Origin of the sequence: Specibacter cremeus, from assembly GCF_003946885.1 — a bacterium.
Taxonomy (GTDB): domain Bacteria; phylum Actinomycetota; class Actinomycetes; order Actinomycetales; family Micrococcaceae; genus Specibacter; species Specibacter cremeus.
This window is the reverse complement of sequence record NZ_RWKQ01000008.1, coordinates 44,994-69,099: the sequence shown is the minus strand read 5'-3', so window position 1 is coordinate 69,099 and position 24,106 is coordinate 44,994. Positions and strand designations below refer to the sequence as shown.

22 protein-coding genes and 1 pseudogene are annotated in these 24,106 nt (G+C 68.4%); 7 read left to right on the top strand and 16 right to left on the bottom strand.

Annotation, left to right across the window (positions count from 1 at the left end; genetic code table 11):
- The first annotated feature begins 17 nt into the window (after positions 1-17).
- Positions 18-1,478 (top strand): DUF349 domain-containing protein, encoded by a 1,461-nt coding sequence (locus tag EJC77_RS04600; protein ID WP_125610438.1) that lies wholly within the window; start codon positions 18-20, stop codon positions 1,476-1,478.
- Between the two features lie 266 nt (positions 1,479-1,744).
- A complete protein-coding gene (locus EJC77_RS04595; RefSeq protein ID WP_205786848.1) occupies positions 1,745-2,428 on the top strand; it encodes a hypothetical protein in 684 nt (227 codons plus the stop codon).
- Here the strand turns inward: EJC77_RS04595 and EJC77_RS04590 are convergent.
- From EJC77_RS04590 to pdxT, 9 genes are all read right to left on the bottom strand, one after another.
- Positions 2,425-4,806, bottom strand: a complete 2,382-nt coding sequence (locus EJC77_RS04590; protein ID WP_125610396.1) for a RelA/SpoT family protein — start codon at positions 4,804-4,806, stop codon at positions 2,425-2,427. The two genes, EJC77_RS04595 and EJC77_RS04590, sit on opposite strands and share 4 nt — an antisense overlap.
- A 62-nt stretch (positions 4,807-4,868) precedes the next feature.
- A complete protein-coding gene (gene secF, locus EJC77_RS04585; RefSeq protein ID WP_125610395.1) occupies positions 4,869-5,870 on the bottom strand; it encodes a protein translocase subunit SecF in 1,002 nt (333 codons plus the stop codon).
- Positions 5,867-7,630 (bottom strand): protein translocase subunit SecD, encoded by a 1,764-nt coding sequence (gene secD, locus EJC77_RS04580; protein WP_125610394.1) that lies wholly within the window; start codon positions 7,628-7,630, stop codon positions 5,867-5,869. Before secD ends, secF begins: the two co-directional genes overlap by 4 nt.
- Before the next feature lie 119 nt (positions 7,631-7,749).
- Complete coding sequence (yajC, locus tag EJC77_RS04575; protein ID WP_338069458.1) at positions 7,750-8,091, bottom strand: preprotein translocase subunit YajC; 342 nt, start codon at positions 8,089-8,091, stop codon at positions 7,750-7,752.
- A gap of 224 nt (positions 8,092-8,315) precedes the next feature.
- Complete coding sequence (gene ruvB, locus EJC77_RS04570) at positions 8,316-9,368, bottom strand: Holliday junction branch migration DNA helicase RuvB (RefSeq protein ID WP_420820297.1); 1,053 nt, start codon at positions 9,366-9,368, stop codon at positions 8,316-8,318.
- A gap of 30 nt (positions 9,369-9,398) precedes the next feature.
- Positions 9,399-10,013 (bottom strand): Holliday junction branch migration protein RuvA, encoded by a 615-nt coding sequence (ruvA, locus tag EJC77_RS04565; RefSeq protein ID WP_125610393.1) that lies wholly within the window; start codon positions 10,011-10,013, stop codon positions 9,399-9,401.
- An 85-nt stretch (positions 10,014-10,098) separates the two neighbouring features.
- Positions 10,099-10,680: a crossover junction endodeoxyribonuclease RuvC gene (gene ruvC / locus EJC77_RS04560; protein ID WP_125610392.1), complete on the bottom strand. Its 582-nt coding sequence runs from the start codon at positions 10,678-10,680 to the stop codon at positions 10,099-10,101.
- Positions 10,681-10,683: 3 nt separating this feature from the next.
- On the bottom strand, positions 10,684-11,439 hold the full coding sequence (locus EJC77_RS04555) for a YebC/PmpR family DNA-binding transcriptional regulator (protein ID WP_125610391.1): 756 nt from the start codon (positions 11,437-11,439) through the stop codon (positions 10,684-10,686).
- 2 nt (positions 11,440-11,441) lie between these two features.
- The gene (gene pdxT / locus EJC77_RS04550; protein ID WP_125610390.1) at positions 11,442-12,140 is read right to left on the bottom strand and encodes a pyridoxal 5'-phosphate synthase glutaminase subunit PdxT; all 699 of its coding nucleotides are present in this window, start codon (positions 12,138-12,140) and stop codon (positions 11,442-11,444) included.
- Between the two features lie 108 nt (positions 12,141-12,248).
- Between pdxT and asnB the strand changes: the two genes are divergently transcribed.
- From asnB to EJC77_RS04535, 3 genes are all read left to right on the top strand, one after another.
- Positions 12,249-14,933: an asparagine synthase (glutamine-hydrolyzing) gene (gene asnB, locus EJC77_RS04545; RefSeq protein WP_125610389.1), complete on the top strand. Its 2,685-nt coding sequence runs from the start codon at positions 12,249-12,251 to the stop codon at positions 14,931-14,933.
- A gap of 118 nt (positions 14,934-15,051) precedes the next feature.
- The gene (locus tag EJC77_RS04540; protein WP_125610388.1) at positions 15,052-15,444 is read left to right on the top strand and encodes an ArsR/SmtB family transcription factor; all 393 of its coding nucleotides are present in this window, start codon (positions 15,052-15,054) and stop codon (positions 15,442-15,444) included.
- Positions 15,441-16,451, top strand: a complete 1,011-nt coding sequence (locus EJC77_RS04535) for a cation diffusion facilitator family transporter (RefSeq protein ID WP_125610387.1) — start codon at positions 15,441-15,443, stop codon at positions 16,449-16,451. Before EJC77_RS04540 ends, EJC77_RS04535 begins: the two co-directional genes overlap by 4 nt.
- Before the next feature lie 188 nt (positions 16,452-16,639).
- Here the strand turns inward: EJC77_RS04535 and pdxS are convergent, their stop codons facing one another.
- The 5 genes from pdxS to EJC77_RS04510 form a co-directional block, all read right to left on the bottom strand.
- A complete protein-coding gene (gene pdxS, locus EJC77_RS04530; RefSeq protein ID WP_125610386.1) occupies positions 16,640-17,542 on the bottom strand; it encodes a pyridoxal 5'-phosphate synthase lyase subunit PdxS in 903 nt (300 codons plus the stop codon).
- Between the two features lie 115 nt (positions 17,543-17,657).
- Positions 17,658-18,284, bottom strand: coding sequence for a phosphatidylinositol phosphate synthase (gene pgsA, locus EJC77_RS04525; protein WP_125610385.1), 627 nt, complete (start codon positions 18,282-18,284; stop codon positions 17,658-17,660).
- A 7-nt stretch (positions 18,285-18,291) separates the two neighbouring features.
- Positions 18,292-18,882 (bottom strand): HIT family protein, encoded by a 591-nt coding sequence (locus EJC77_RS04520; protein ID WP_125610384.1) that lies wholly within the window; start codon positions 18,880-18,882, stop codon positions 18,292-18,294.
- A gap of 44 nt (positions 18,883-18,926) precedes the next feature.
- Positions 18,927-20,930 carry a threonine--tRNA ligase gene (gene thrS, locus EJC77_RS04515; RefSeq protein WP_125610383.1) on the bottom strand — a complete coding sequence of 668 codons (2,004 nt, stop codon included), beginning with the start codon at positions 20,928-20,930 and terminating at the stop codon, positions 18,927-18,929.
- A gap of 145 nt (positions 20,931-21,075) precedes the next feature.
- The gene (locus tag EJC77_RS04510; protein ID WP_240629761.1) at positions 21,076-21,324 is read right to left on the bottom strand and encodes a response regulator transcription factor; all 249 of its coding nucleotides are present in this window, start codon (positions 21,322-21,324) and stop codon (positions 21,076-21,078) included.
- On the opposite strand from EJC77_RS04510, the gene EJC77_RS04505 reads away from it, so the two are divergent.
- Positions 21,313-21,765: a carboxymuconolactone decarboxylase family protein gene (locus tag EJC77_RS04505; RefSeq protein WP_125610382.1), complete on the top strand. Its 453-nt coding sequence runs from the start codon at positions 21,313-21,315 to the stop codon at positions 21,763-21,765. The two genes, EJC77_RS04510 and EJC77_RS04505, sit on opposite strands and share 12 nt — an antisense overlap.
- Here EJC77_RS04505 and EJC77_RS04500 read toward each other — a convergent pair.
- Positions 21,740-22,904 (bottom strand): annotated as a pseudogene (locus EJC77_RS04500) (helix-hairpin-helix domain-containing protein); the annotation flags it as partial. The gene EJC77_RS04505 and the pseudogene EJC77_RS04500 sit on opposite strands and share 26 nt — an antisense overlap.
- Positions 22,905-22,948: 44 nt before the next feature.
- Here EJC77_RS04500 and EJC77_RS04495 point away from each other — a divergent pair.
- On the top strand, positions 22,949-23,167 hold the full coding sequence (locus EJC77_RS04495) for a hypothetical protein (RefSeq protein ID WP_125610381.1): 219 nt from the start codon (positions 22,949-22,951) through the stop codon (positions 23,165-23,167).
- 183 nt (positions 23,168-23,350) lie between these two features.
- On the opposite strand, the gene EJC77_RS04490 is transcribed toward EJC77_RS04495, so the two are convergent.
- Positions 23,351-24,079, bottom strand: coding sequence for a hypothetical protein (locus tag EJC77_RS04490; RefSeq protein WP_125610380.1), 729 nt, complete (start codon positions 24,077-24,079; stop codon positions 23,351-23,353).
- Positions 24,080-24,106: the final 27 nt, after the last annotated feature.

The following is a 24,106-nucleotide window of genomic DNA, read 5'->3' as shown; positions in this document are numbered from 1 at the left end:
TGCAGGCACCTGAACAGATGCCGGCCGGACATTCTTCACGCCCGGCAGGTACCCCTCGACGCGAAAGATTTCTAGCGGTGACACAGAGTCAGCAATCCGACGAAACCACGGCCGAAACCCCGGTCGTCAAGCCCACCCCGTCCCCCACGGCCTTCGCCGGCCGGCCCAGGCCGGCACCGGCCGCCGCGGTTCCCGCCGTGCCGGCCGTTCCGGCCCCGGTCGTGGACCTGGCCGCGGCCGCGGCGTTCGGCCGCGCGGACGACGACGGGCACGTATTCCTGCGCCTCGACGGCGAGGAGCACCCGGTTGGGCAGTACCCGGGAGCCAGCCGGGATGAGGCGCTGGCGTATTTCGCCCGCAAGTTCGAGGACATCACGGCCCAGATCACCCTCCTTGAACAGCGTGTCGAGGCCAAGGCGGCCGCATCCGACATGAGCAAGACCGTCACGCACCTGCGCGATCAGCTGGCCGAACGGAATTTCGTGGGCGACGTGAACGCCGCCGCGGCCCGGCTGGACGCCCTCGAGACGGCCGTCAAGGAACTGGCCGGGGCGGAACGTGCCGCGCACGAGGCTGCCCGGGCTACCGAACTGGCCGCGCGCGAGGCCATCGTGGCCGAGGCCGAGCAGCTCGCCGGGCAGGAGCCATCCACGATCCAGTGGAAGACCTCCAGTGCCCGCATGAACGAACTGTTCGAGGCGTGGAAGAGCGCGCAGAAGAGCGGGCTGCGTTTGGGCCGTGCCACCGAAGAGGGCCTGTGGAAGCGGTTCCGGTCCGCCCGGACCATCTTCGACCGCCACCGCCGGGCGTTCTTCTCCCAGTTGGACAGCAACAACGCCGCCGCCAAGTCGGCCAAGGAGAAGCTGATCGCCGATGCCGAGGCCCTCTCGTCGTCGACCGACTGGGGCTATGCCGCCGGCGAGTACCGCCGCCTCATGGACCAGTGGAAGGCGTCGCCGCGCGCCAGCCGCAAGGAGGACGACGCCCTGTGGGCCCGCTTCCGCGCCGCCCAGGACGTGTTCTTCAACGCCCGGCAGTCGGCCAACAACGCGCTCGACGAGGAATTCGGCGCCAACCTGGTGGTCAAGGAGGAGCTCGTCGCCGAGGCACAGGCCCTGCTGCCCATCACCGACCTGGCCGCGGCCAAGAAGGCGTTGCAGTCCATCCGCGACCGGTGGGAGGACGCCGGCAAGGTGCCGCGCGGCGACATGCAGCGCATCGAGGCCGGCCTGCGCAAGGTGGAGGACGCGGTCCGTTCGGCCGAAGACGAGACGTGGCGGCGCAGCGACCCCGAGGCCAAGGCCCGCACCAGCAGCGCCCTGGTCCAGCTCGAGGCCACCATTGCGGGCCTGCGGGACGAACTGGCCGACGCCGAGCGCGCCGGTGACGCCCGCAAGATCAAGGATGCCACGGAGGCGCTGGCCGCCCGTGAACTGTGGCTGGAGCAGGTCCGCAAGGCCGCGGAGGACTTCGCGTAGTCCCCACGCCCTCCCGATGGTCCATCGCTAGCGCGATGTCCCATCGGGGCCCTCGGGCGCGTGGGCCCACCCACTTGCCAGCCCACCGTGAAGTCCACGCGGGCGCGTCATCAACGGGCCCCTCGGAGCTGTGGGCCCACCCACGCCCTCCCGACGCAGGGGCCCCGTCACGGCCGTCCTGCACATGTGCTACCGCGCACGTGTTGTCCACAGGCCGGCGGCGGGGCCTTTGCGTTGCCGCGACGGCGGGGCAGGCTGGACGCATGATGCCTTCGCAACCACCGGACTCCGCCGGCCCGCTTCGCCACCCGCGGTTGCGCCAAGCCAGCCAACCCACGGTCGGCCAGCCCGCAGGGCAGCGGGCCGAGGACGAGATGCCCGGCGGCGGCGCGGCCGGCGTATTGGTGGCGGGGACGCTGTTCTCCGAAGGGGAACTGTGCGCCATGCGCCTGGACGGCGTCGCCCGGGGTGTCTGCGCCGGCGTGTACCGGTCCGTGACCATCGCGGAGACGCCCGCGCTCCGCGCGGCGGCGCTCCTGCGCAAGGTGCCCCCGGCCCTTGTGCCGCGCGTCGCAATCGGCCGGCTGGCGGCCGCCTGGGTCTACGGCTGCGCCCCTCCCCCGGAACGGATCGCCCTGGTCGTGGCCAATGCCCGCCGAACCACCGAACTGCCGCCCTTCAGCGGCTGCACGCTGCACGAGGTCGCGCTTGCCGATGCCGACGTCACGGCCGTGGGCGACGCCTCCGTGACCACCGGCCTGCGCACGGCCATGGACATCGCGTTGTACGTTCCGGCGCCCGCGGCCGCGCCCGTGCTGCGCCGGCTGGACGCCGCCGCCTGGCTTGATGCGCCGCTGCACCGGGTCCGCACCGAGATCGCCCGGGTTCCGGGGCTGCCCTGGAAGCTGCGCGCCCTGGCGCTGCTCGAGCAGCTGATGGAGGGCGGCTAGGCGCGGCGCTGCGAGCCGGTGGTCCGGTACACGTCGAACACGCCGTCGATGCGCCGGACGGCGTTGAGCACGTGATGCAGGTACTTGGGGTCGCCCATCTCGAACGCGAAGCGCGACATGGCCACCCGGTCGCGGGACGTGTTGACGCTGGCGGCCAGGATGTTGACGTGGTTCTCCGACAGAATGCGCGTCACGTCCGACAACAAGGACTTGCGGTCCAGCGCCTCGACCTGGATCTCGACCAGGAACACGCCCGACTGGTCCGGCGCCCACTCGACGCTGACCAGGCGGTCGGGCTCGTTGCGCATGTGCTCGAGGTTCTTGCAGTCGGTGCGGTGCACGGACACGCCGGAGCCCTTCGTGATGAACCCCATGATCGCGTCCGGCGGCACGGGTGTGCAGCAGCGGGCCAGCTTCACCAGGACGTCGTCAAGGCCATGGACGATGACCCCGGACTCGGAAATGCGCGAGCGCGCGTTCGAGACGCTGGACGGGACCTGGACCGCGGTCTCGTCGGCCGCCTCCGGCCCGCCGAGCAGATCCACGAGCCGCTCCACGACCGACTGGGCCGACGTGTGGCCGTCTCCGACGGCCGCGTACAGCGCGGACACGTCCAACAGCCGGAAATGCTCGGCCACCGAGAGCAGCGCCTCGTGCGTCATCATCTTCTGCAGCGGCAGGTTCTGCTTGCGCATGGCCCGGGTGAGAAGCTCCTTGCCCTTCTCGATGGCCTCCTCGCGGCGTTCCTTGCTGAACCACTGCCGGATCTTGTTGCGCGCCCGCGGGCTCTTGACGAAGTTCTGCCAGTCCTGGCTGGGGCCGGCGCCCTCGGCCTTGGACGTGAACACCTCCACGGAGTCGCCGTGCTGCAGCTCGCTGTTGAGCGGCACGAGCTTGCCGTTGACCCGGGCGCCGATGGTCCGATGGCCCACCTCGGTGTGCACCGCATACGCGAAGTCCACCGGGGTGGACCCGGCCGGCAACGCCATGACCTCGCCCTTGGGCGTGAAGACGAACACCTCCTTGGCGTTCATCTCGTACCGCAGCGAATCGAGGAACTCGGCCGGGTCGCGCGTCTCCTGCTGCCAGTCGACGAGGGTGCGCAGCCAGTTCATGTCCTCCTGGCCGGACCGGGCGCCCTCCTTGTTGCCCGACTTGTACTTCCAGTGCGCGGCCACGCCGTATTCGGCCCGCTGGTGCATCTCGTGCGTGCGGATCTGGATCTCGACGGGCTTGCCGCCGGGCCCGATCACGGTCGTGTGCAGCGACTGGTACATGTTGAACTTGGGCATGGCGATGTAGTCCTTGAACCGGCCCGGCAGCGGGTTCCAGCGCGCATGCATGGCGCCCAGCGCCGCATAGCAGTCCCGGACCGTGTCCACCAGCACGCGCACGCCCATGAGGTCGTTGATGTCGTCGAAATCCTTCGCCCGGACGATCATCTTCTGGTAGACGGAGTAGTAGTGCTTGGGCCGGCCGGAGATCTCGGCCTTGATCTTCGCCGCGCGCAGGTCCTCGTCGATCTGCTTGCGGATGACGGCCAGGTGCTTCTCGCGTTCGGGCGTGCGGTCCCCGACCATGCGCACGATTTCCTCGTACACCTTCGGGTAGAGCGCCGCAAACGACAGGTCCTCGAGCTCCCACTTGATGGTGTTCATGCCGAGCCGGTGCGCCAGCGGGGCGAAGATGTCCAGCGTCTCGCGGGCCTTCCGGCTGGACGATTCGGCGGACACGAACCGCCAGGTGCGCGCGTTGTGCAGCCGGTCCGCCAGCTTGATCACGAGCACCCGGATGTCCTTGGCCATGGCGATGACCATCTTGCGCACGGTCTCGGATTGCGCCGATTCGCCGTACGTGACCTTGTCAAGCTTGGTCACACCGTCGACGAGCATGGCGATCTCGTCGCCGAAGTCGGCCCGCAACGCCTCAAGCGAGTACGGGGTGTCCTCCACCGTGTCGTGGAGCAGCGCCGCGGCGAGCGTGGGACCGGTCATGCCCAACTCGGCCAGGATCGTGGCCACGGCCACCGGGTGCGTGATGTACGGGTCGCCGCTCTTGCGCTTCTGACCTTCATGGCATTTCTCGGCCACGCTGAACGCGCGCTGGATCAGCTCCAGATCCTCTTTGGGATTGTTGACCCGCACGATGCGCAACAGCGGTTCGAGGATCGGCGAATAATTTCCGGCGCTCCACCCGGTCAACCGGGCCAGCCGGGCCCTGGTGCGTTCCCGGCGCCCCGGAAAGGTGGGCCGGATCTCGGTGCTGCGCCGCGCGCTGACGGCGTCGGGTGAGCCGACCGTCGTCGTGCCCTGCACCGCGTCGCGGGCCGTCCCGTGGGTGGACGCGTCGGCGTCGTGTGAGGGTGCCTGCTTATCCATGACGCAAGCTCCTTTCCTCACACGCTGCCGCGGGTATTCTCAACCTAGTCTATTCCACGGCCCTAGACGGTCGCCGCCGCGGAGGCCTCCGACGCGCGGCGCGCCTTGACTTTCCGGGCCTGCTTGACCAGCTCCGGTTCGTGCTCGCGCAACAGGGCATACACGGGTGCGGCGATGAACAAGGTGGACAGCGTGCTGACGATGATGCCGATGAACAGCGACAGCGACAGGTCGCGCAGGGTGCCGGCACCCAGCAGCAACGAACCGATGAAGAGGATCGAACCGACCGGCAGCACGGCGACCATCATGGTGTTGATGGACCGCACGAGCGTCTGGTTGACGGCCAGATTCACCTCCTCGCCGAACGTCCGCCGGTTCGACGTGGTGATGTTGGTCGTGTTCTCCCGGATCTTGTCGAACACCACCACCGTGTCGTAGAGGGCGTAGCTGAGGATCGTGAGGAAGCCGATGACCGACGACGGGGTGACCTCCACGTCGGTGGCCGAATAGATGCCGGCCGTGACGACCATGACGACGAGCAGGCCGACGATGGCGGCGATGGACATGCGCCAGGTCCGGAAGTACAGGGCCATGAGCACCGTGGCCAGCAGGACGAACACGATGAAGCCGATGATGGCCTGCCGCGACACGTCCTGGCCCCAGGTCGGGCCCACGAACGTCGACGTGACGTCGTTGGAGGTGACCCCGTACCCGGTCTTCAGCGCGTCGCTGATCTTCGCGGTCTGGTCGGCGGTGAGCTTCTCCGTCTGCACCTGGACGGTGCCCGCGGCCAGGTTCGTCACCTGGGCGACGGTGCCGGGGACCACGGAGGTGACGGCGTGCTCGCCGATGCCCTGGCTGGTGTTCTTCGTATTGGAGATGGTGAACTGCGAGCCGCCGCGGAAGTCGATGCCGAGGTTGAACCCGCCGCGCAGGATCGGGAACAGGATCGAGAGCACGATGCAGGCGGCGGCGATGGCGAACCACAGCTTTCGCTTGCCGACGAACTCGTACGAACGCTTGCCCGTGTACAGCTCATTGCCGAACGTGGAGAAGTTGGTCATCGGTCGTTCTCCTTGGAGTTGTCGTTCGGCTTGCCCGCACCCGGTCCGCCGGACATCTCGTGCTGCTTGGCGGCGAGCTTCCGCTCGGCAATGGTCATGCGGCGTTCGGCCTCCCCGGCGGCGGCGGTGTTCTTCGCCTTGAGCTGGCCGTTGGCGACGCTGGGCACGTCGCCGGGCGTGCGCAGCCGGCCGGCGCCACGGTACAGCGGCACGGCGCCCAGGCGCTTCGGGTCGAGGCCGGAGAACTTGTGGCCCTCGCCGAAGAACCTGGTCCGTGCCAGCAGCTGCAGCATCGGGTGCGTGAACATGAACACGACGATGAGGTCGGCCACGGCGGTCAGGCCGAGCGTGAACGCGAACCCCTTGACGTTGCCGACGGCGACGAAGTACAGCACGACGGCGGCGAGCAGGTTCACCGCCTTGGATGCCAGGATGGTGCGCTTGGCCCGGCCCCAGCCGTTCTCGACGGCGGCGATGAGCCCGCGGCCGTCACGCAATTCGTCCCTGACACGCTCGAAATAGACGATGAACGAGTCGGCCGTCTGGCCGATCGAGACGATGATGCCCGCCACGCCGGCCAGCGACAGCCGGTAGTTCTCGGTCCAGCCGAGAATGGCGATGGCCAGGTACGTCAGCGCACCGGCGATGACGAGCGACAGCACGGTCACGAAGCCGAGCGCCCGGTACTGGAACAGCGAGTAGACGACGACCAGCAGCAGGCCGATCAGGCCGGCCAGCAGGCCCATCTGCAGCTGCTGGCTGCCGAGCGTTGCGGAGACCTGCTCCTCGGACTGGATGCTGAAGCTGATCGGCAGCGCCCCGTACTTGAGCTGCTGCGAGAGCTGCTGGGCGCTCTGCTCGGTGAAGTTTCCCGTGATGGACGAGTTGCCGTCGCTGATCACGGCCTGGGACCGGGGGGCGGAGATGACATTGTTGTCCAGCACGATGGCGAACTGGGCCTGCGGGTCGTTCGGGTTGGCCAGGTACTTCTGGTACAGCCGCTGCGTGACCGCCTGGAACGTCTTCGCGCCGGCGGCGTTCAGGCTGAGGTTGACGGACCACTGGTTGGTGGTGACGCCCTGGGCTCCCTGGGCGAGGCCGTAGGTGGCGTCCTTGACGTCCGTGCCGGGAATCTCCACCGGACCCAGGATGTATTTGAGGGTGGAGCCCGGCTCGCAGGAGACCAGCGGCTTGGCCGGGTCCGAGGTGGTGGGCCGGTCGGTGAGTGGGGGGACGCAACTGGTGTTCTCGAACTGCTGGTACAGGGCGGCGTCGATCCAGTTCGGGTCGCTGCCGTTGACGGGCTTGGCCGTCGGCTTGGGCAGCTTGTCCGGGGGCGTCTGGGCGGCCTTCGGCACGGCCGCGCCGGCGGCGACCTGGATGACGGCACGGAAGCTCAGGTCCGCCGACGCCTGGATCAGCTGGCGCTGCTGGTCGGTCGGCTTGCCGGGCATGGATACGACGACGTTGCGCCCGCCCTCGGTGGTGATCTGGGCCTCGGAGACGCCCGAACCGTCGACGCGCTGGCGGATGATCTCCACGGCCTGGTTCAGCTGTTGCTCGTTGACGGAGGCACCGCCGGCCACCTTGGGCGTCAGGATCATCTGCGTACCGCCCTCGAGGTCGAGGGCGAGCTTCGGCGCCCAGCTGGCGGCACCCGCGGCCACGCCGCCGCCGAGCACCACGGCCGCCACAATGATTATGGCCGCCAGCCACAGCAGGGCTCTGCGGGCGTTGGTCGTCGGACCGGTTCTTGCCATCTAGGGATTCCTTCTCACCAGGTCATGGTCGCTGGACGCGCCAAGGCGCTCCCGGCGTCGTGGCCGGAAGCGCTAAACCGTGCCGGCGCCACCCGAGGGAGGCGCCGGCCGGGCACGAGTCAGTTGTCTTTTTCGTTTTCTTTGTTCAGCCGCGCCAGGGTCTCCTCCGGCGTCTCGGTGACGGTTTCGTGCCCCGCGTGGATGCCGCCGGTCAGCGACGACGCATCGTCGGGGACGATGGTCTCGGCGTCCTCGGGCAGCGTGATCTTGGAGATGGTCTGGCGGTGCACGGTGGCCGTGGTGCCCGGGGACAGCTCCAGAACGACCTTGTTCTCCTCGGCGTCGACAGCGAGCACCGTCCCGAAGAGGCCGAAGTTGGTCATGACGTTCACGCCGGGGGCAAGCTGGGCCTGCTTCTCCTGCTGGGCCGCCTTGGCCTTCCGCTGCTTGCGGAACATCATGATGATGACCNACGGCGAAGAGCGCGAAAAGGATCAGGGTCATCGGGTCGAAGCCGCCGGCGGCCTGTTGGGCCGCCGCTTGGATGCTACTAGGGGACACAGTCAAGGTTCCGTTCTGATACGTCTGGAATTGGGCGCCCGGACGGTGACATGGTGCCGGAACTCATACCAGTCTAAGGGCTAATCCTGAACAAACAATGAACAGGACGGTCAGCGAGGTCCGTTTACTGGCTTTCGTCGTCGAACGGCAGCATGGCGGCGGCCACCGCGTTGCCGGGCATCCGAAGCCCCAGATGCTCCCACGCCGCCGGCATGGCGATGCGGCCGCGTGGCGTGCGGCCCAGCAATCCCTCCCGGACGAGGAACGGCTCGGCGACGGTCTCGACCGTCTCGGACTCCTCGCCGACGGCGATGGCCAGCGTCGAGAGCCCCACCGGCCCGCCGTTGAACTTGTTCACGAGGGCCTCCAGCACAGCGCGGTCGAGCCGGTCCAGCCCGCGGACGTCGACCTCGTACATGTCCAGGGCGGCCGACGCCGTGCGTGCATCGATGGTGTCGACGGCGTGCACCAGGGCCCAGTCGCGCACGCGCCGCAGCAGCCGGTTGGCGATGCGCGGCGTGCCGCGGGAGCGTCCGGCGATCTCCGAAAAGCCGGCGCTGGTCAGGCGCAGGTCGAGCATGCCGGCGGAGCGGCGCAGCACGAGTTCGAGCTCGGCCACCGAGTAGAACTCCAGGTGCCCGGTGAAGCCGAACCTGTCGCGCAACGGCCCGGGCAGCAGCCCGGCACGGGTCGTGGCGCCGACGAGCGTGAACGGCGGCAATTCGAGCGGGATGGCCGTGGCCCCGGCACCCTTGCCGACGATGATGTCGACACGGAAGTCCTCCATGGCCATGTACAGCATTTCCTCGGCCGGGCGGGACATGCGGTGGATCTCGTCGAGGAACAGCACCTCGCCCTCGGACAGCGAGGACAGGATGGCGGCCAGGTCGCCCGCGTGCTGGATCGCCGGGCCGGAGCTGATGCGCAGCGGCGCGTTCATCTCGGCGGCGATGATCATGGCCAGCGTCGTCTTGCCTAGGCCCGGAGGACCGGACATGAGCACGTGGTCGGCGCTGCGCCCACGGATGCGGGAGGCGGCCAGCACCAGCGAGAGCTGTTTGCGGACGCGTTCCTGCCCGACGAAGTCATCGAGGTTCTTCGGCCGCAGCGCGGCCTCGAGCGCCCGTTCCTCCGGTTCGCCGGCCGGGGCGACCAGTTCGGAGGAGGCGGCGTGGATGCGGCCGGGCAGCTGGGGATCGGCCACGGTCTACCGCGCCCCCTGGCCGAGCCAGCGCAACGTGGCCCGCAGCACCTCGGCGACGTTGCCGCGCTCCCCCAGCCCGGGGTCGGCGGCCATGGCGGCGTCGATGCTCTTCACGGCGTCCTTCTCGCTCCAGCCCAGGCTCGTCATGGCGGCGACGACCTGCGGTTTCCAGACGGCGTCGACGGCGGCGGTCGCGGCGGCGGGCACGGCGGCCCCGGTCGGCGCCAGCTTGCCGGCCAGCTCGAGCACGATCCGCGCGGCCACCTTCGGCCCGATGCCCGGAACCTTGGTCAGCACCTTGCCGTCACCGGCCGTGACGGCCACCCGGATGGTCTCGGGGTCGTGCACGGCCAAGATGGCCAGCGCAAGCCGGGGCCCGACGCCGCTGACGCCCAGCAGGATGTCGAACACCGTGCGTTCGTCGAGGTCGGCGAACCCGAACAGCGTCAGGGAGTCCTCCCGCACGATCATCGACGTGGTCAGCTGCGCCTCCTCGCCGACCTGCAGCGTACCGAGCGTCTTGGGCGCCGCGTGCACCAGCATGCCCACGCCGTTGACGTCGATGACGGCCGCGGACAGCGTCACCTGGGCCACCGGGCCGCGAACAAAGCTGATCATGGTCTCTCCTACACCGCTCTCCTGCGAACAATCCGAATATATCTACGAATAGCATACCCGTCCGACAATGGGGCGAACCGCCACGCTACCGCCAGGTCTGCCGCGGCTTCTCCTTGTTGCGTTTCGCCTTCGCCTCGGCCTCGCGCCACAGCTGTTGCGCCGCCGTCGTTCCCGCCGCGCCGGCGGCAACGGCCGAGCCGCTGCGCCACGCGTGCGTGATGGCCAGTGCCAGCGCGTCGGCGGCGTCCGCCGGTTTCGGCGGGGCGTCCAGCCGCAGGATGCGGGTGACCATGGCCGCGACGGCCGCCTTGTCGGCCCGGCCGCTGCCGGTCACGGCCGCCTTCACCTCCGACGGGGTGTGCAGCGCCACCGGGATGCCGCGCCGGGCGGCGGCCACGATCACGATGCCGGAGACCTGGGCGACGCCCATGACGGTGCTCAGGTTGGTCTGCGAAAACACGCGTTCGACGGCGAGAACGTCCGGCGCGTAGGCGTCCAGCCACGCGTCGATCGCCTCGGCGACGACGAGCAGACGCGCATCCAGGGCCTGCTCCGGCGTGCTGCCGACGACGCCGACGCCCACCAAGGTGGCCGTCCGGTTGGCGGCCACGTCGACGACGCCCAGCCCGCACCGGGTCAGCCCGGGGTCGACTCCGAGAACGCGCAGGGCCTAGTCCTCCTCGAGGGCGGCCATGACCTCGGCGGACAGGTCCGCGTTCGAGTACACGTTCTGGACGTCGTCCAGGTCCTCGAGCGCGTCGTACAGGCGCATGAACTTGCGGGCGGCGTCGATGTCGAGTTCCACCTGCATGGACGGGACGAACTCGACCTCGTCGGTCTCGTACTCGATGCCCGCCTCCTCCAGCCCGGCCACGACGGCGCGCAGGTCGGCCGGTTCCGAGTGGACCTCGAAGTTGTCACCGGACTCGCGCACCTCGTCCGCACCGGCGTCGAGCACGGCCATGAGGACGTCGTCCTCCGTCAGTTCCTTCTTCGGCAGCGCCACAACGCCCTTGCGGGAGAACAGGTAGCTGACCGAGCCGGGGTCGGCGATCGTGCCGCCATTGCGGGTCACGGCCAGGCGCACCTCGGAGGCGGCACGGTTCTTGTTGTCCGTCAGGCACTCGATCAGCAGCGCCGAACCCTGCGGGCCGCGCGCCTCGTAGATGATCTCCGTGTAGTCGACGACCTCGCCGGTGAGCCCGGCGCCGCGCTTGATGGCGCGGTCGATGTTGTCGTTGGGCACGGACGTCTTCTTGGCCTTGGACACGGCCAGTTCAAGGCCCGGGTTGCCGGACAGGTCGGCACCGCCGATGCGGGCGGCGACCTCGATGTTCTTGATCAGTTTGGCGAACGACTTGGCCCGGCGCGCATCGATGACGGCCTTCTTGTGCTTCGTGGTTGCCCATTTGGAGTGGCCTGACATGGTTACGCTTCCCCTCTAATCATTCGGATAAACAGGTCGTGGATGCGGCGCTCCCCGGTCATTTCCGGATGGAAGGAGGTCGCCAGCAGGTGCTGGGAACGAACGGCCACCGCATGGACTTCTGCGCCAATTCTATCGGCCCGCGGGTCGCCGGGCAGTTCGACGGATGCCAAGACCCGCACGGATTCGCCGACGCGCTCCACCCACGGGGCCCGGATGAACACGGCGTGCACGGGCGTTTCCGGGGTCCCGGCCGGCGCGAGGCCGGTGAACGCGAGCTCGGTCTCGAACGAGTCGACCTGCCGGCCGAAGGCGTTGCGGCGGACGGTGATGTCCAACCCGCCGAGCGTCTGCTGCGGGTTGCCGGCCAGGTCGAGGGCCGGGTCGGCGATGTCGTCGGCCAGCAGGATCATGCCGGCGCAGCTGCCGTACACGGGCAGGCCGGCCGCGATGCGCTCCCTGAGCGGTTCGGCCAGGCCGAAGATGCGGGTCAGCTTGTCGATGGTGGTCGACTCCCCGCCGGGGATGATGAGGCCGTCGACGGCGGCCAGCTCGCCCGGGCGGCGCACGGTCGTCACCCGCGCCCCCGCCTCCTCCATCGAGCGGGCGTGCTCGCGCACGTCGCCCTGCAACGCCAGGATGCCCACGAGCGGGCGGCGGGAGACGGACGGGGTGTTGGGGGTCTGCGAAGTCACAAGCATTCATCATAGTGGGCGCCACTGCGCAAAACGGCGTCGGTGCGTGGGGGTGCCGGACCCACCCCGTAGGATTGTCGGTGGACTGACGAACTACAGATGAGGAACGGCAGTATGTGCGGAATCGCCGGATATTACGGGTACGGGGAAGACGAAGCCCTGTTGCGGGACATGAATGCGTGCATCGTGCACCGTGGGCCCGACGGCGACGGAATCCACGCGGACGGCAACGTGGGGCTGGCGCACCGCAGGCTGTCCATCATCGACCGGGCCGGCGGGCACGAGCCGATGATCAGCGCCGACGGGCAGACGATCCTGGTGTACAACGGCGAGGTCTACAACTACCGGGACCTGCGCACCGAGCTGGAGGCCCTGGGCCGGACGTTTTCCACCGTGTCCGACACGGAAGTGGTGCTGCAGTCGTACGAGGAATGGGGCGACGCGGCGTTCGACCGCTTCAACGGCATGTTCGGTTTCGCGATCCTTGACAAGCGGAACAACCGGCTGGTGCTGGCCCGTGACCACTTCGGCATCAAGCCGCTGTACTACGCCACCGCGGGCACGGCCGAGGCGCCCACGCTCCTGTTCGGCTCCGAGATCAAGCCGCTGCTGGCCGCCGGGAAACTGGAGAAGAAGGTCAACGAGCGGATCCTGTACCGCTACCTGCAGTTCCGCATCCACGACGAGGAGGCGGAGACGTTCTTCGACGGCATCTACAAGCTGATGCCCGGCGAGAAACTGGTCCTGAACACCGTCGACACGGCGGAAGGCCCGGCCGGCACGGTCACCATCAGCCCGTTCACCCGGTTCAAGGAAGAACTGGCGGAGCTGGCCACGGCCGAGACGCCATACTCGCAGGCCGTCATCGACGAGTACCGGGACCGTTTCACCGAGGGCGTGCGGCTGCGACTGCAGTCCGACGTGCCCGTCGGCACGGCCCTGTCCGGCGGCCTGGACTCGTCCGCCGTCGTCGTCACCATCAACAAGCTCATGCAGGAGAAGGCGGACGCGACCGATTCGCTCGGCGGTTCCCAGCAGACGTTCTCGGCCATCTTCCCCAACTCCATCAATGACGAGGAGAAGTACGCCGACGCCGTGCTGGCCACGTGCCGCGGCAACGTCACCAGCCACAAGATCCTGCCCAAGGCGCACGAGTTCGCCGAGGACCTGGAGGACTTCGTGCGCACCCAGGAGGAGCCCATCATCTCTTCCGGCCCGTATGCCCAGTACCGGGTCATGCAGGAGGCGTCCAAGCATGTGACGGTGCTCCTGGACGGCCAGGGCGCCGACGAGATGATGGCCGGCTACATCCCGTACTACTTTGCCTACCTGCGCCAGCTGAAGGCGCGCGGCGAGAACGCCAAGTTGGCCAGGGAGATGGCCTCGAGCGCCGACATCCTGTACCGGCTGGGCCGCTTCCGGCTGAAGTCGATGCTGACCCTGAAGAAGGAGGTCGGCATCGCGGGGCTGCTCAACAAGGACTTCACGGCGAAGTTCAAGGGCGAGAAGTTCACGAACATCCCGGACAACCTGAAGCTGCGCCTGATCGACGACCTGTTCCACAAGTCGCTGCCGGCCGTGCTGCGGTACGAGGACAAGAACACCATGCGGTTCTCCCTGGAGGGGCGCGTGCCGTTCCTGGACAAGGAGGTCGTGAAGTACCTGTTCAGCCTCGACGACGAGTCCATCATCAAGGGCGGCTGGAACAAGCGGATCCTGCGCGACGCCACCCGCGGCCTGCTGCCGGAGATGGTCAGCAACCGGCGCAACAAGATCGGCTTCACGACGCCGGAGGCCGAGTGGTTCACGCTCATGAAGGAGAAGATCTACGAGATTTTCCTCTCGTCGTCGTTCGAGCACCGCCCGTACTGGGACCAGGATGCGGTCATCTATGCGTTCGAGGAGTACCTCAGCGGCAAGAGTGGCGGCTCCACCATGGTGTTTTGGCGCCTGCTGAACACCGAGCTGTGGCTGCGCGAGTTCTTTGACGAGCCGGAGACCAAGGCCGGCATCGAGGGCAAGAGCGACTACGTCCCGAACGCCGAGAAGAACCTGGACATCACCGTCCCGGCGAACGGCCTCACTTACCGCCGGTACCCGCTGCGCACCGAGGTGTTCTACAAGGAGACCGACTTCGACCCGACGGTCATGACCTATGTGCAGCGCTTCTTCGACGGTCTCCCGGCGGCCGGCGACGGGCATGTCAAAGCCACGGCCGGCACCCCCTGGTACCTGTTCGTGTCGGAGAAGATCGTGGCCATGACGCAGGGCCGATCCATCCCGGTGTGGGACATCAAAGTCAGCCGATCGGCCCGCCTGTTGAGCCGGTTCGTCACCCGCAACCCGGGCGGCATCGGGCTGGCCAGCCCGTGGTCCATGCAGCTGGCCATCGACGAGGTCGGCCTGCCGCGCATCTGCTATGCGGCCGCGCGCAGCGTGATCGGCAAGCTGCAGGGCAAGTCTGGCGTGTTCTACGAGGTGGTGGGCCATAACATCAACGCGATCGACGGCGCCGCCGGCTACCAGGTGGGCACGTCCACGCATTCGGTGAAGTACGCGCCCAAGGACCCCGACGGCGTGGCCGCCCGGTTGAGCGCGCTGGTCCGCCAAACGGTGCCGGCCGAGCATGCGGCCACCTTTGCCGGGACGGCCATCATGGACGCCAACGACCTGGGCGTCGTCGTGCTGGGCCATGACACGGCCCTGGTCAAGGACGTCGTTGAGGGCATCTTCCGCGACAACCCGCAGGGACAGACCACCGAGACCACGCCGATGTCGATGGTGTTCACCCAAAAGTAACCGTACCTGGCCGGTCCCGCGCCCGCTGTGGTCTTGCGCCCCCGATATTTCAGGCGCGCAAGACCACAACGGGCGCGTTCGATTTTTGTTCCCCCGGCATTAATGAGAGTATCTGCGTATGCATGCAGATAAGAAGACTTGCGGCCTGACGGCCGACAGCCAGTACGTGGAGCTCGCCGTGGAGGTGTTCGCCATGCTGGCCGACGCCACCCGCGTGCGGATCATCCTGGCCCTCCGTGACGGCGAAATGGCCGTGGGGGCGTTGGCGGACGTCGTCGGAAAATCGCCGGCCGCCGTGTCGCAGCACTTGGCCAAGATGCGTCTGGCCCGCATGGTCTCGACCCGGCAGGACGGCACGAAGGTGCTGTACCGGCTGGAAAACGAACACGCCCGGCAGCTCGTCGCCGACGCCATCTACCAGGCCGAGCACGCGCTCGGCGGGCTGCCCGCGCACCATCGGGCTGTCCACGATGGGGCAGCCCACGATCGGTCCGAACGGGAATCCGCATGAGCGCCACCCGGCAGGACACCCACGCCCACCCACATGACCATGACCACGACCACGCCGGGCATTCCCACACCCACCACACCGGGTTCAAGGGCAAGTTGTACGAGCTGTTCGCCCCGCACACGCACGACTCCGCGGATTCCATCGACGACGCGCTGGAGGCCAGCACCCGGGGCGTGCGGGCGTTGAAGATCAGCCTGTTCCTGCTGCTGGGCACCACGGTGCTGCAGTTCCTGGTCGTGCTGATCAGCGGCTCGGTGGCCCTGCTGGCGGACACCATCCACAACTTCTCCGACGCCCTCACCGCCGTGCCGTTGTGGATCGCGTTCGTCCTGGGCCGCCGCGCGGCAACCCGCCGCTACACGTTCGGCTACGGCCGGGCCGAGGACCTGGCCGGCCTGTTCATCGTCGCCGTCGTGGCGCTCTCGGCCGTCGTCGCCGCCTGGCAGTCCGTGGACCGGTTCTTCCACCCGCAGCCGCTGCACAACCTGTGGTGGGTCGTGGCGGCCGGGCTGATCGGGTTCGCCGGGAACGAGGCCGTGGCCGTGTACCGGATCCGGGTGGGCCGGCAGATCGGCTCCGCCGCGCTCGTCGCCGACGGCGTGCACGCGCGCATCGACGGCTTCACGTCGCTGGCCGTCGTGCTCGGGGCCGGCGGTGTCATGCTCGGCTTCCCCCTGGCCGACCCGGTCGTCGGGCTGCTGATCTCGGCAGCGATCATCGTGCTGCTGTGGGGCACGGTGCGCAGCATCGGCCGGCGCCTGATGGACGGCATCGAGCCCGACCTCGTCGCCCGGGCCGAGCACGCCCTGGAGCACTCCCCCGGCATCGTGGGCGTCAACAGGCTGCAGCTGCGCTGGGTGGGCCACCGGCTCCAAGGCGCCGCCGTCCTGGTCGTGGCGGACGCGACGCTGGCCGCCGCGGAACAGACCGTGCACGAGGCCGAGCACCGGCTCCGCCACGCACTGCCGAAACTGGACGACCTGACCATGCAGGCCGTCACCCGGTAGGCCGCGGCCCACGACCGACGGTTAAAGTACGACGGCGGCACCCACGGCGCGCTTCAGGCGCGCGGCGGGTGCCGCCGTCGTACGGGCCCGGCCAAGACCTGGGTCTCGACAGGCTCGACCACCGGGTCTCGACAGGCTCGTCAGCCGGTGATTGAGCCCGTCTCAGCCGGTGATTGAGCCCGTCGAAATCACCAGCCGCGCTCGGCGAGGCGGTGCGGCTCCGGGATGTCGGCGACATTGATGCCGACCATGGCCTCGCCCAGGCCGCGGGAGACGTCCGCGACGACCTTCGGGTCGTCGTAGAACGTGGTGGCCTTCACCACCGCGGCCGCGCGCTGGGCCGGGTTGCCGGACTTGAAGATGCCCGAGCCGACGAACACGCCGTCCGCGCCCAGCTGCATCATCATGGCCGCGTCGGCCGGGGTGGCGATGCCGCCGGCGGTGAACAGCACCACGGGCAGCTTGCCGGTGGCCGCGATCTCCTTGACGAGCTCGTACGGCGCCTGCAACTCCTTGGCGGCCACGTACAGCTCGTCCTCGGGCAGCGAGGACAGGCGCGCGATCTCGGCGCGGATCTGGCGCATGTGGCCCGTGGCGTTGGAGACGTCGCCGGTGCCGGCCTCGCCCTTGGACCGGATCATCGCCGCGCCCTCGTTGATGCGGCGCAGCGCCTCGCCCAGGTTCGTGGCACCGCAGACGAACGGGACCGTGAAGTTCCACTTGTCGATGTGGTGGGCGTAGTCGGCGGGGGTCAGCACCTCGGACTCGTCGATGTAGTCCACGCCCAGGGACTGGAGCACCTGCGCCTCGACGAAGTGGCCGATCCGCGCCTTGGCCATGACCGGGATGGACACGGCCGCGACGATCGCGTCGATCATGTCCGGATCGGACATGCGCGACACGCCGCCCTGGGCGCGGATGTCCGCCGGGACACGCTCGAGGGCCATCACGGCCACGGCGCCGGCGTCCTCGGCGATCCTGGCCTGCTCGACGTTGACGACGTCCATAATGACGCCGCCCTTGAGCATTTCGGCCATGCCCCGCTTGACACGGCTGCTGCCGGTTACCGGCGTTACATCAGGTGTAGACACAAAGACCCCTCTTGGGACGATTCGGATTGACACAACGTGCTGATACAAGACGTGCTAATACAAGACCGCGCGGACCTCGCCGGCCGACGGTGTTTCAATACTATCCCCGCCCGCGCTACGTCCCGGGCGACACGTCGTCGCCGAGCGCCTGCCGGCGCACGGTGACGATGCGCTGGAATACCGTGACGAGGCTCGCGGCGGCCAACAGCACCAGCACGACGGCGAGCACGGCTTCCGGTATCCCCAGGCCGACCAGCCCGGTCGCCACCAGGACGACCACGAGCCGGTCGGAACGTTCGGCGATGCCCACGTTCGCGGTCATGCCCAGCCCCTCGGCACGCGCCTTGGCATACGAGACGATCGAGCCGAGCACCAGGCAGACGAGCGCCGTGACGGCGATGAACGTGTTCGCCCCGCCCAGGAAGAACCAGATGACCAGGCCGGCGAAGACGGCACTGTCACCCACCCGGTCCAGCGTGGAGTCCAGGAACGCCCCCCACGTGCCCGACCGGTTCTGCATGCGCGCCATCAGCCCGTCGATGATGTCGGAGAACACGAACACCGTGATGACCACCGTGCCCCAGAACAGCTGGCCCAGCGGGTAGAAGACCAGCGCACCGGCCGCCACGCCGAGGGTGCCGATGATGGTCACGGCGTCCGGGGTCACCCCGACCCGGGTCAACCAGGCGGCCACGGGGGTGAAGATGCTGGCGAACAGCTTCCGCGCGTATTTGTTCAGCATGGCTGTCCTAGACCAGCATCCAGGCGGCGGCGACCTGCTCGCGCACCTCGCCCAGCGTCTGCGTGATGGCCTTCGTGCCGGCGATGATGGGCAGGAAGTTCCCGTCCCCACCCCACCGCGGCACGATGTGCTGGTGCAGGTGCGCGGCGATGCCGGCCCCGCCCGTCACGCCCTGGTTCATGCCCAGGTTGAAGCCGGACGGGTTCGACACCTTCCGGAGCACCCGCATGGCCTGCTGGGTCAGGGCGGCGAATTCCGTCGTCTCCGCCACCGTCAGGTCCGTGTAGTCCGGAATGTGACGGTACGGGCACACGAGCAGGTGGCCGGGGTTGTACGGGTACAGGTTCAGCACGACGTAGACCAGCTCGCCGCGGTACACGATGAGGGATTCCTCGTCGGACCGGGACGGGCCGGCGCAGAACGGGCAGTCGTCCTCGCCCGTGACCTGCACCTGGCCACCCTTGACGTAGGCCATCCGGTGCGGCGTCCACAGCCGCGCGAACGCGTCGGGCACCCCGGCCAGCACGAAGTCGTCCGTCGCCGTGACCTCCGCCCGACCATCGGACCCGGCCGTCGCCGTCGTCCCCTGTTCACTCACGCGTGCACCTTCCTGTACCACTGTCCTTGTTCCGGCCGCCGGACCTAACGGGCGCGGGTTCGCACGGCCTCCACGATCCGGGCCACGGCCGTATCGACGGGCACGCCGTTGTCCTGGCTGCCATCGCGGAACCGGAACGACACCGCCCCGGCCTCGGCGTCCTCGCCGCCGGCGATCAGCACGAACGGGACCTTTTCCTTGCTGGCCGTGCGGATCTTCTTGGGGAACCTGTCGCTGGAGATGTCCACCTCGGCCCGGATGCCCTGCGCCTTGAGCTTGTCGACGACGTCGAACATGTAGTCGTTGAACGCCTCGGCCACCGGGATGCCGACCACCTGGACGGGGGCCAGCCAGGCCGGGAACGCGCCGGCGTAGTGCTCGGTCAGCACGCCCATGAACCGCTCCACCGAGCCGAACAGGGCGCGGTGGATCATGACCGGGCGCCGGCGGGTGCCGTCGGCGCCCTGGTATTCGATCTCGAAGCGCTCCGGGGTGTTGAAGTCCAGCTGGATGGTCGACATCTGCCACGTGCGTCCCAGCGCATCCTTCGCCTGGACGGAGATCTTCGGGCCGTAGAACGCCGCGCCACCCGGATCCGGGAGCAGCTCCAGCCCGGAGGCCTGTCCGACCTCCTCCAGCGTGCGGGTGGACTCCTCCCACACCTCGTCGGAGCCGACGTACTTCTCCGGGTCCTTCGTGGACAGTTCCAGGTAGAAATCGTCCAGGCCATAGTCCTTGAGCAGCCCCAGCACGAAGTTCAGCGTGCTGGTCAGCTCATCCTTCATCTGCTCCCGGGTGCAGTAGATGTGCGCGTCATCCTGGGTCATGCCGCGCACGCGCGTCAGCCCGTGCACCACGCCGGACTTCTCGTAGCGGTACACGGACCCGAACTCGAACAGGCGCAGCGGCAGTTCGCGGTAGGACCGGCCGCGCGAGCGGTAGATCAGCGTGTGCATGGGGCAGTTCATCGGCTTCAGGTAGTAGTCCTGGCCGGGTTTGCGCACGGTGCCGTCCTCATTGAGTTCGGCATCGACGTGCATGGGCGGGAACATGCCGTCGCGGTACCAGTCCAGGTGGCCGGACACCTCGTACAGGTGGCCCTTGGTGATATGCGGGGTATACACGAAGTCGTAGCCGGCCTCGGTGTGGCGCTGGCGCGAGTAGTCCTCCATGGCCTTGCGGATGATGCCGCCCTTGGGGTGGAACACCGGCAGGCCGGAGCCCAGCTCGTCGGGGAAGGAGAACAGGTCCAGTTCCGCGCCCAGCTTGCGGTGGTCGCGGCGTTCGGCCTCGGCGACGCGCTCCTGGTAGGCCTTCAGCGCATCCTTGGTGGGCCAGGCCGTGCCGTAGATGCGCTGCAGCTGCTTGTTCTTTTCGCTGCCGAGCCAGTAGGCGGCCGCCGAGCGGGTCAGCGCGAACGCGTTGGAGATCAGCTTCGTGTTGGGCAGGTGCGGTCCGCGGCACAGGTCGCACCAGATCGTGTCCCCGCTCTTGCGCTCCACGTTGTCGTAGATCGTGATCTCGCCGGCGCCGACCTCGACGTTCACGCCCTCGCCGGCCTCGTCGGCGTTCGCCGACTTGTCCAGCAGGATCAGCTTGTAGGGTTCATGCGCCATGGCCGTGCGTGCCTCGTGCTCGGTCACGACGCGGCGGACGAACCTCTGGTTCTGGTTGACGATCTTCTGCATCATCTTCTCGAGGGTCTTCAGGTCCTCGGGCGTGAACGGCTCGGCGACGTCGAAGTCGAAGTAGAAGCCGTCGGTGATGTAGGGGCCGATGCCCAGCTTGGCGTCGGGACGCAGCGCCTGGACGGCCTGGGCCATGACGTGGGCCGTGGAGTGCCGCAGCACATTCAGCCCGTCCGGGGAGTCGATCGCGACGGACTCGACCACGGTGCCGGACTCGAGCGGCCGGTCCAGATCCCGCAGGACCCCGTCGACACGCATGACCACGACCTGCCGGTCGTCGAAGAACAACTCGGCCCCGGTCGTCCCGGCAGTCACCTCATGTTGCGCTCCGTCGATGGTTAAGGTGATCTGCTCCAGCACGTGGGTTCCTCATTTCGTTGTCCGGCTTCATGACTTGCGGCATACAGTGACCACAGCCAGCCACGCACCAGCTTAACGGACCGGGCGCGGTGCCCCTAAACCACCGCGTTCGGCGCCGTCGGATCGGACACCTGCCCGGCTGCCGCTACGCTTTCGCGATCGCCTCCAGGTAGGCGATGACGGCCAGGACGCGACGATGGTCGGCGTCAGCGGTGGGCAGGTCCAGCTTGGCCAGGATGTTGCCGACATGGGTCTCGACGGTGCGCAGGGTGAGAAACAGGCGCTGCGCAATGCCGCTGTTGGTTCGGCCCTCCGCCATCAGGCCGCGGCGCATGACGGTGCAGTCCTGAGCCTGGCGTGTGGCGCCGCTAGGATCGGGCTCATGGACGATCACGTGAACATCAGCACCCAGGATCCGGCCGCCTACCAGGCACTGCTGGAACTCAACAAGGCCGCCACGGCCTCGGCTGTGGCGGCCGGCATCGACATCCTGCTCGTCGAGCTGGTGAAGATCCGGGCCTCGCAGCTCAACGGCTGCGCGTTCTGCCTGCGCATGCACGTGCGCGATGCGCTTCGGCACGGCGAAACCCCGGACCGGCTGGCGGTGCTCCCGGCGTGGCGCGAGAGCGGGTACTTCAGCGACAAGGAACGGGCGGCGCTGGAACTGGCCGAATGGGCGACCGCGGTCGGCTCCACCCGGGTGGAGGACGAGCAATACGCCCGGCTGGGCGACGCGTTGTCCGCCGCGGAATTCTCCGCGGTGGCGTGGCTGGCCACCGTGATCAACGCGTTCAACCGGGTCGCGGTGCTCAGCCGGTACGAGGTCGCCCCGTAGGGGCTGGCACGCTGGAATCCGGCCCGGCCTCCGGCAGCGAACCGGTGTCCGCCAGGTCCCAGGCCTCCAACGCCTGCAGGCTGATGCCGCGCGGCCCGGTGCGCCGGGTCAGCCCGCGGATCAGCAGCATCCCGGTGCCGAACAGCAGGGGGCCGGAGCGTTCCTGCGCCTCGTGGAAGAACGTGGCGTCCACGCAGCCGGTGCCGTCGTCGACGCTGATGAACACCACGCGCCGGCCGCCGCGCATGGGCGGGGTCTGGGTGGCCACCCGCACCCCGGCCACCAGCACCTCGGTGTTGTTGCGCAGCCCCAGCAACCGGTCCGCCGTCGTGGGCGCCGTGCCGCCGCCCGCGCGTTGCGCCTGCCGGGCCCGCCGGTCCAAGGCGCCGAGCTGGGCCAACCGCTTGAGGACGGGCCGGGACACCTTGGCCCGGGTGCGCAGGCCCGCCAGCGAATCGTAGGGCTGGCCGGCCACGATCCGCTTCAGTTCGGTGCCGGAGAGCCCGTAGATGCCGGCCAGGCTCAACCGAATGCCCAGGCGCCGCGCCTCGGCCACGAGCAGCCGGCGCGGGTACATGTCCGGGTCGTGCTCCCACAGCCCGGCCAGGAATTCGGCCGGGTGGTGCGTCTTCAGCCAGGCCGACTGGTAGGTGGGGACGGCGAACGCAGCCCCGTGCGCCTTGCACGACGACGTCTGGGGCGTACTCCTTCTTCCCCGCATGCTCCCGGAAGTATGTCTCCACGTGCGGCTCGACGTCCGGATTACCCAGGGCCCGGCGGAATTCGTCGGCCCGAGACAGCGTGCAGCCGGTCATGGTCGAGAACGTGCGCAGCACCTGCTCATGGAACACCGTCACCCCGTGCGTCTCGGCGAGCGCCGGGACCAGGTCCGGGTGCGGGTAGGCGGCGGGGGCGAAGCCGTGCCGGTTCTCCAGGAACGGCTTGACCATGTTGGACTTCATCGGCCCCGGGCGGAACAGCGAGATGTCGATGATGAGGTCGGTGAACTCGCGCGGGGCCATCTTGCCGACCAGTTCGCGCTGCCCGGGCGATTCGAGCTGGAAGCAGCCCAGCGTGTGGGTACTGCGGATCAGCTCGAACGCGGGCTCGTCGTCGAACGGGACGGCGCCAGCTTCGACAACGACCTGGAATCGGCCGCTGAGCTTCCGGACGTCTTCGGCTGATGGCACTGGTGCCGGCGCCGACGCTGTGGATCCTGGCTGCGATCCGGCTACCCTTCCTCACCGCCCCGCGCCGGGCCGGCCCGTTCCGCGTCACGCTCTTCGCCGCCGTAGCCAGCACCCCCTACGTCCCCGACAAATACAAGGCGGTCGATCCACTCATGGGAGTGCGCAACCGAGTCTGCCTCGCAACACTGCTGTTCCTGCGGCTCGGCTTCTAGGTTCCGCACCGCGACCCTGCTCGCCGTCTTCTCCGATAATGGACGACGACGGCACCGCCTTGCGCTCGGCCGCGCGGCCATCGCTTTGACCGGGAGAACGGGCACCTCGGTCTCTTGACCAAGACCCAACGCTGAGTCCCCGGATCAAGAAGGCGCGGAGACAATCTGAAGTGAGCCAGCCGCCTACCGTGACTGAATCCCGTGCCGATCCAGTGCAAACCGGTACGCGGGATCATTGTGGCCGATTGGCGCGGCGTCGCGCACCGTCACGGGATCGTTCCCCAACCCGACGTCGGCCTGTCGCAACCAGAACGCAAAACAGGACCCGCGCTCCTGCCCCACCGCGTCGTGTTTGGAGAGGAAGCGGATCCCCAGCGGGTACGAGCCGTCGTCCAGGAGTTGTTCTCTGATCCACATCGCCAGGAGTGTCGTCACCTCACGCCGACCACCGGTGATCTCGGCCAGGGTCAGCGATTCCGTCACGTCCAGCTGGTACAGTTCCCGGTCAAGAACGCCAGTGAGCACCGCGATCGTGTCGCCGTGGGTGACGTCCACCCACGCGCCGGCGCCGAAGTCCAGCGTGTAGAGCAGACGGCCGTCACGCCAGTTCGCCGGGATCCGGCCCGGCGCCATGTTCCCGTTACGCTGCCAGTCATCCTCGACCTCGGCACGCACGGTTTTGATGTCGACACCGAAGAACTTCGCGGTCTTGGACAAGTAAGCGGCATGTCGTGTCGTCATCCGCGCCCAAGACAACGCCTCCAGAAACGCCGTGCGCGCATCCTCCGCCGCGTAGATCGTCCGTCCGGGCGTGTCAAAGCGATACCACCCCGATCTGTCATCGTCGAAGGCCCCGCGCTCCTGAGGCCCGAGCGGGCCGTACGATTCCTTCGCGACCCGGTAGGCAGTCACCGGGCCCTCGACCAGCGCCAGCCCGGT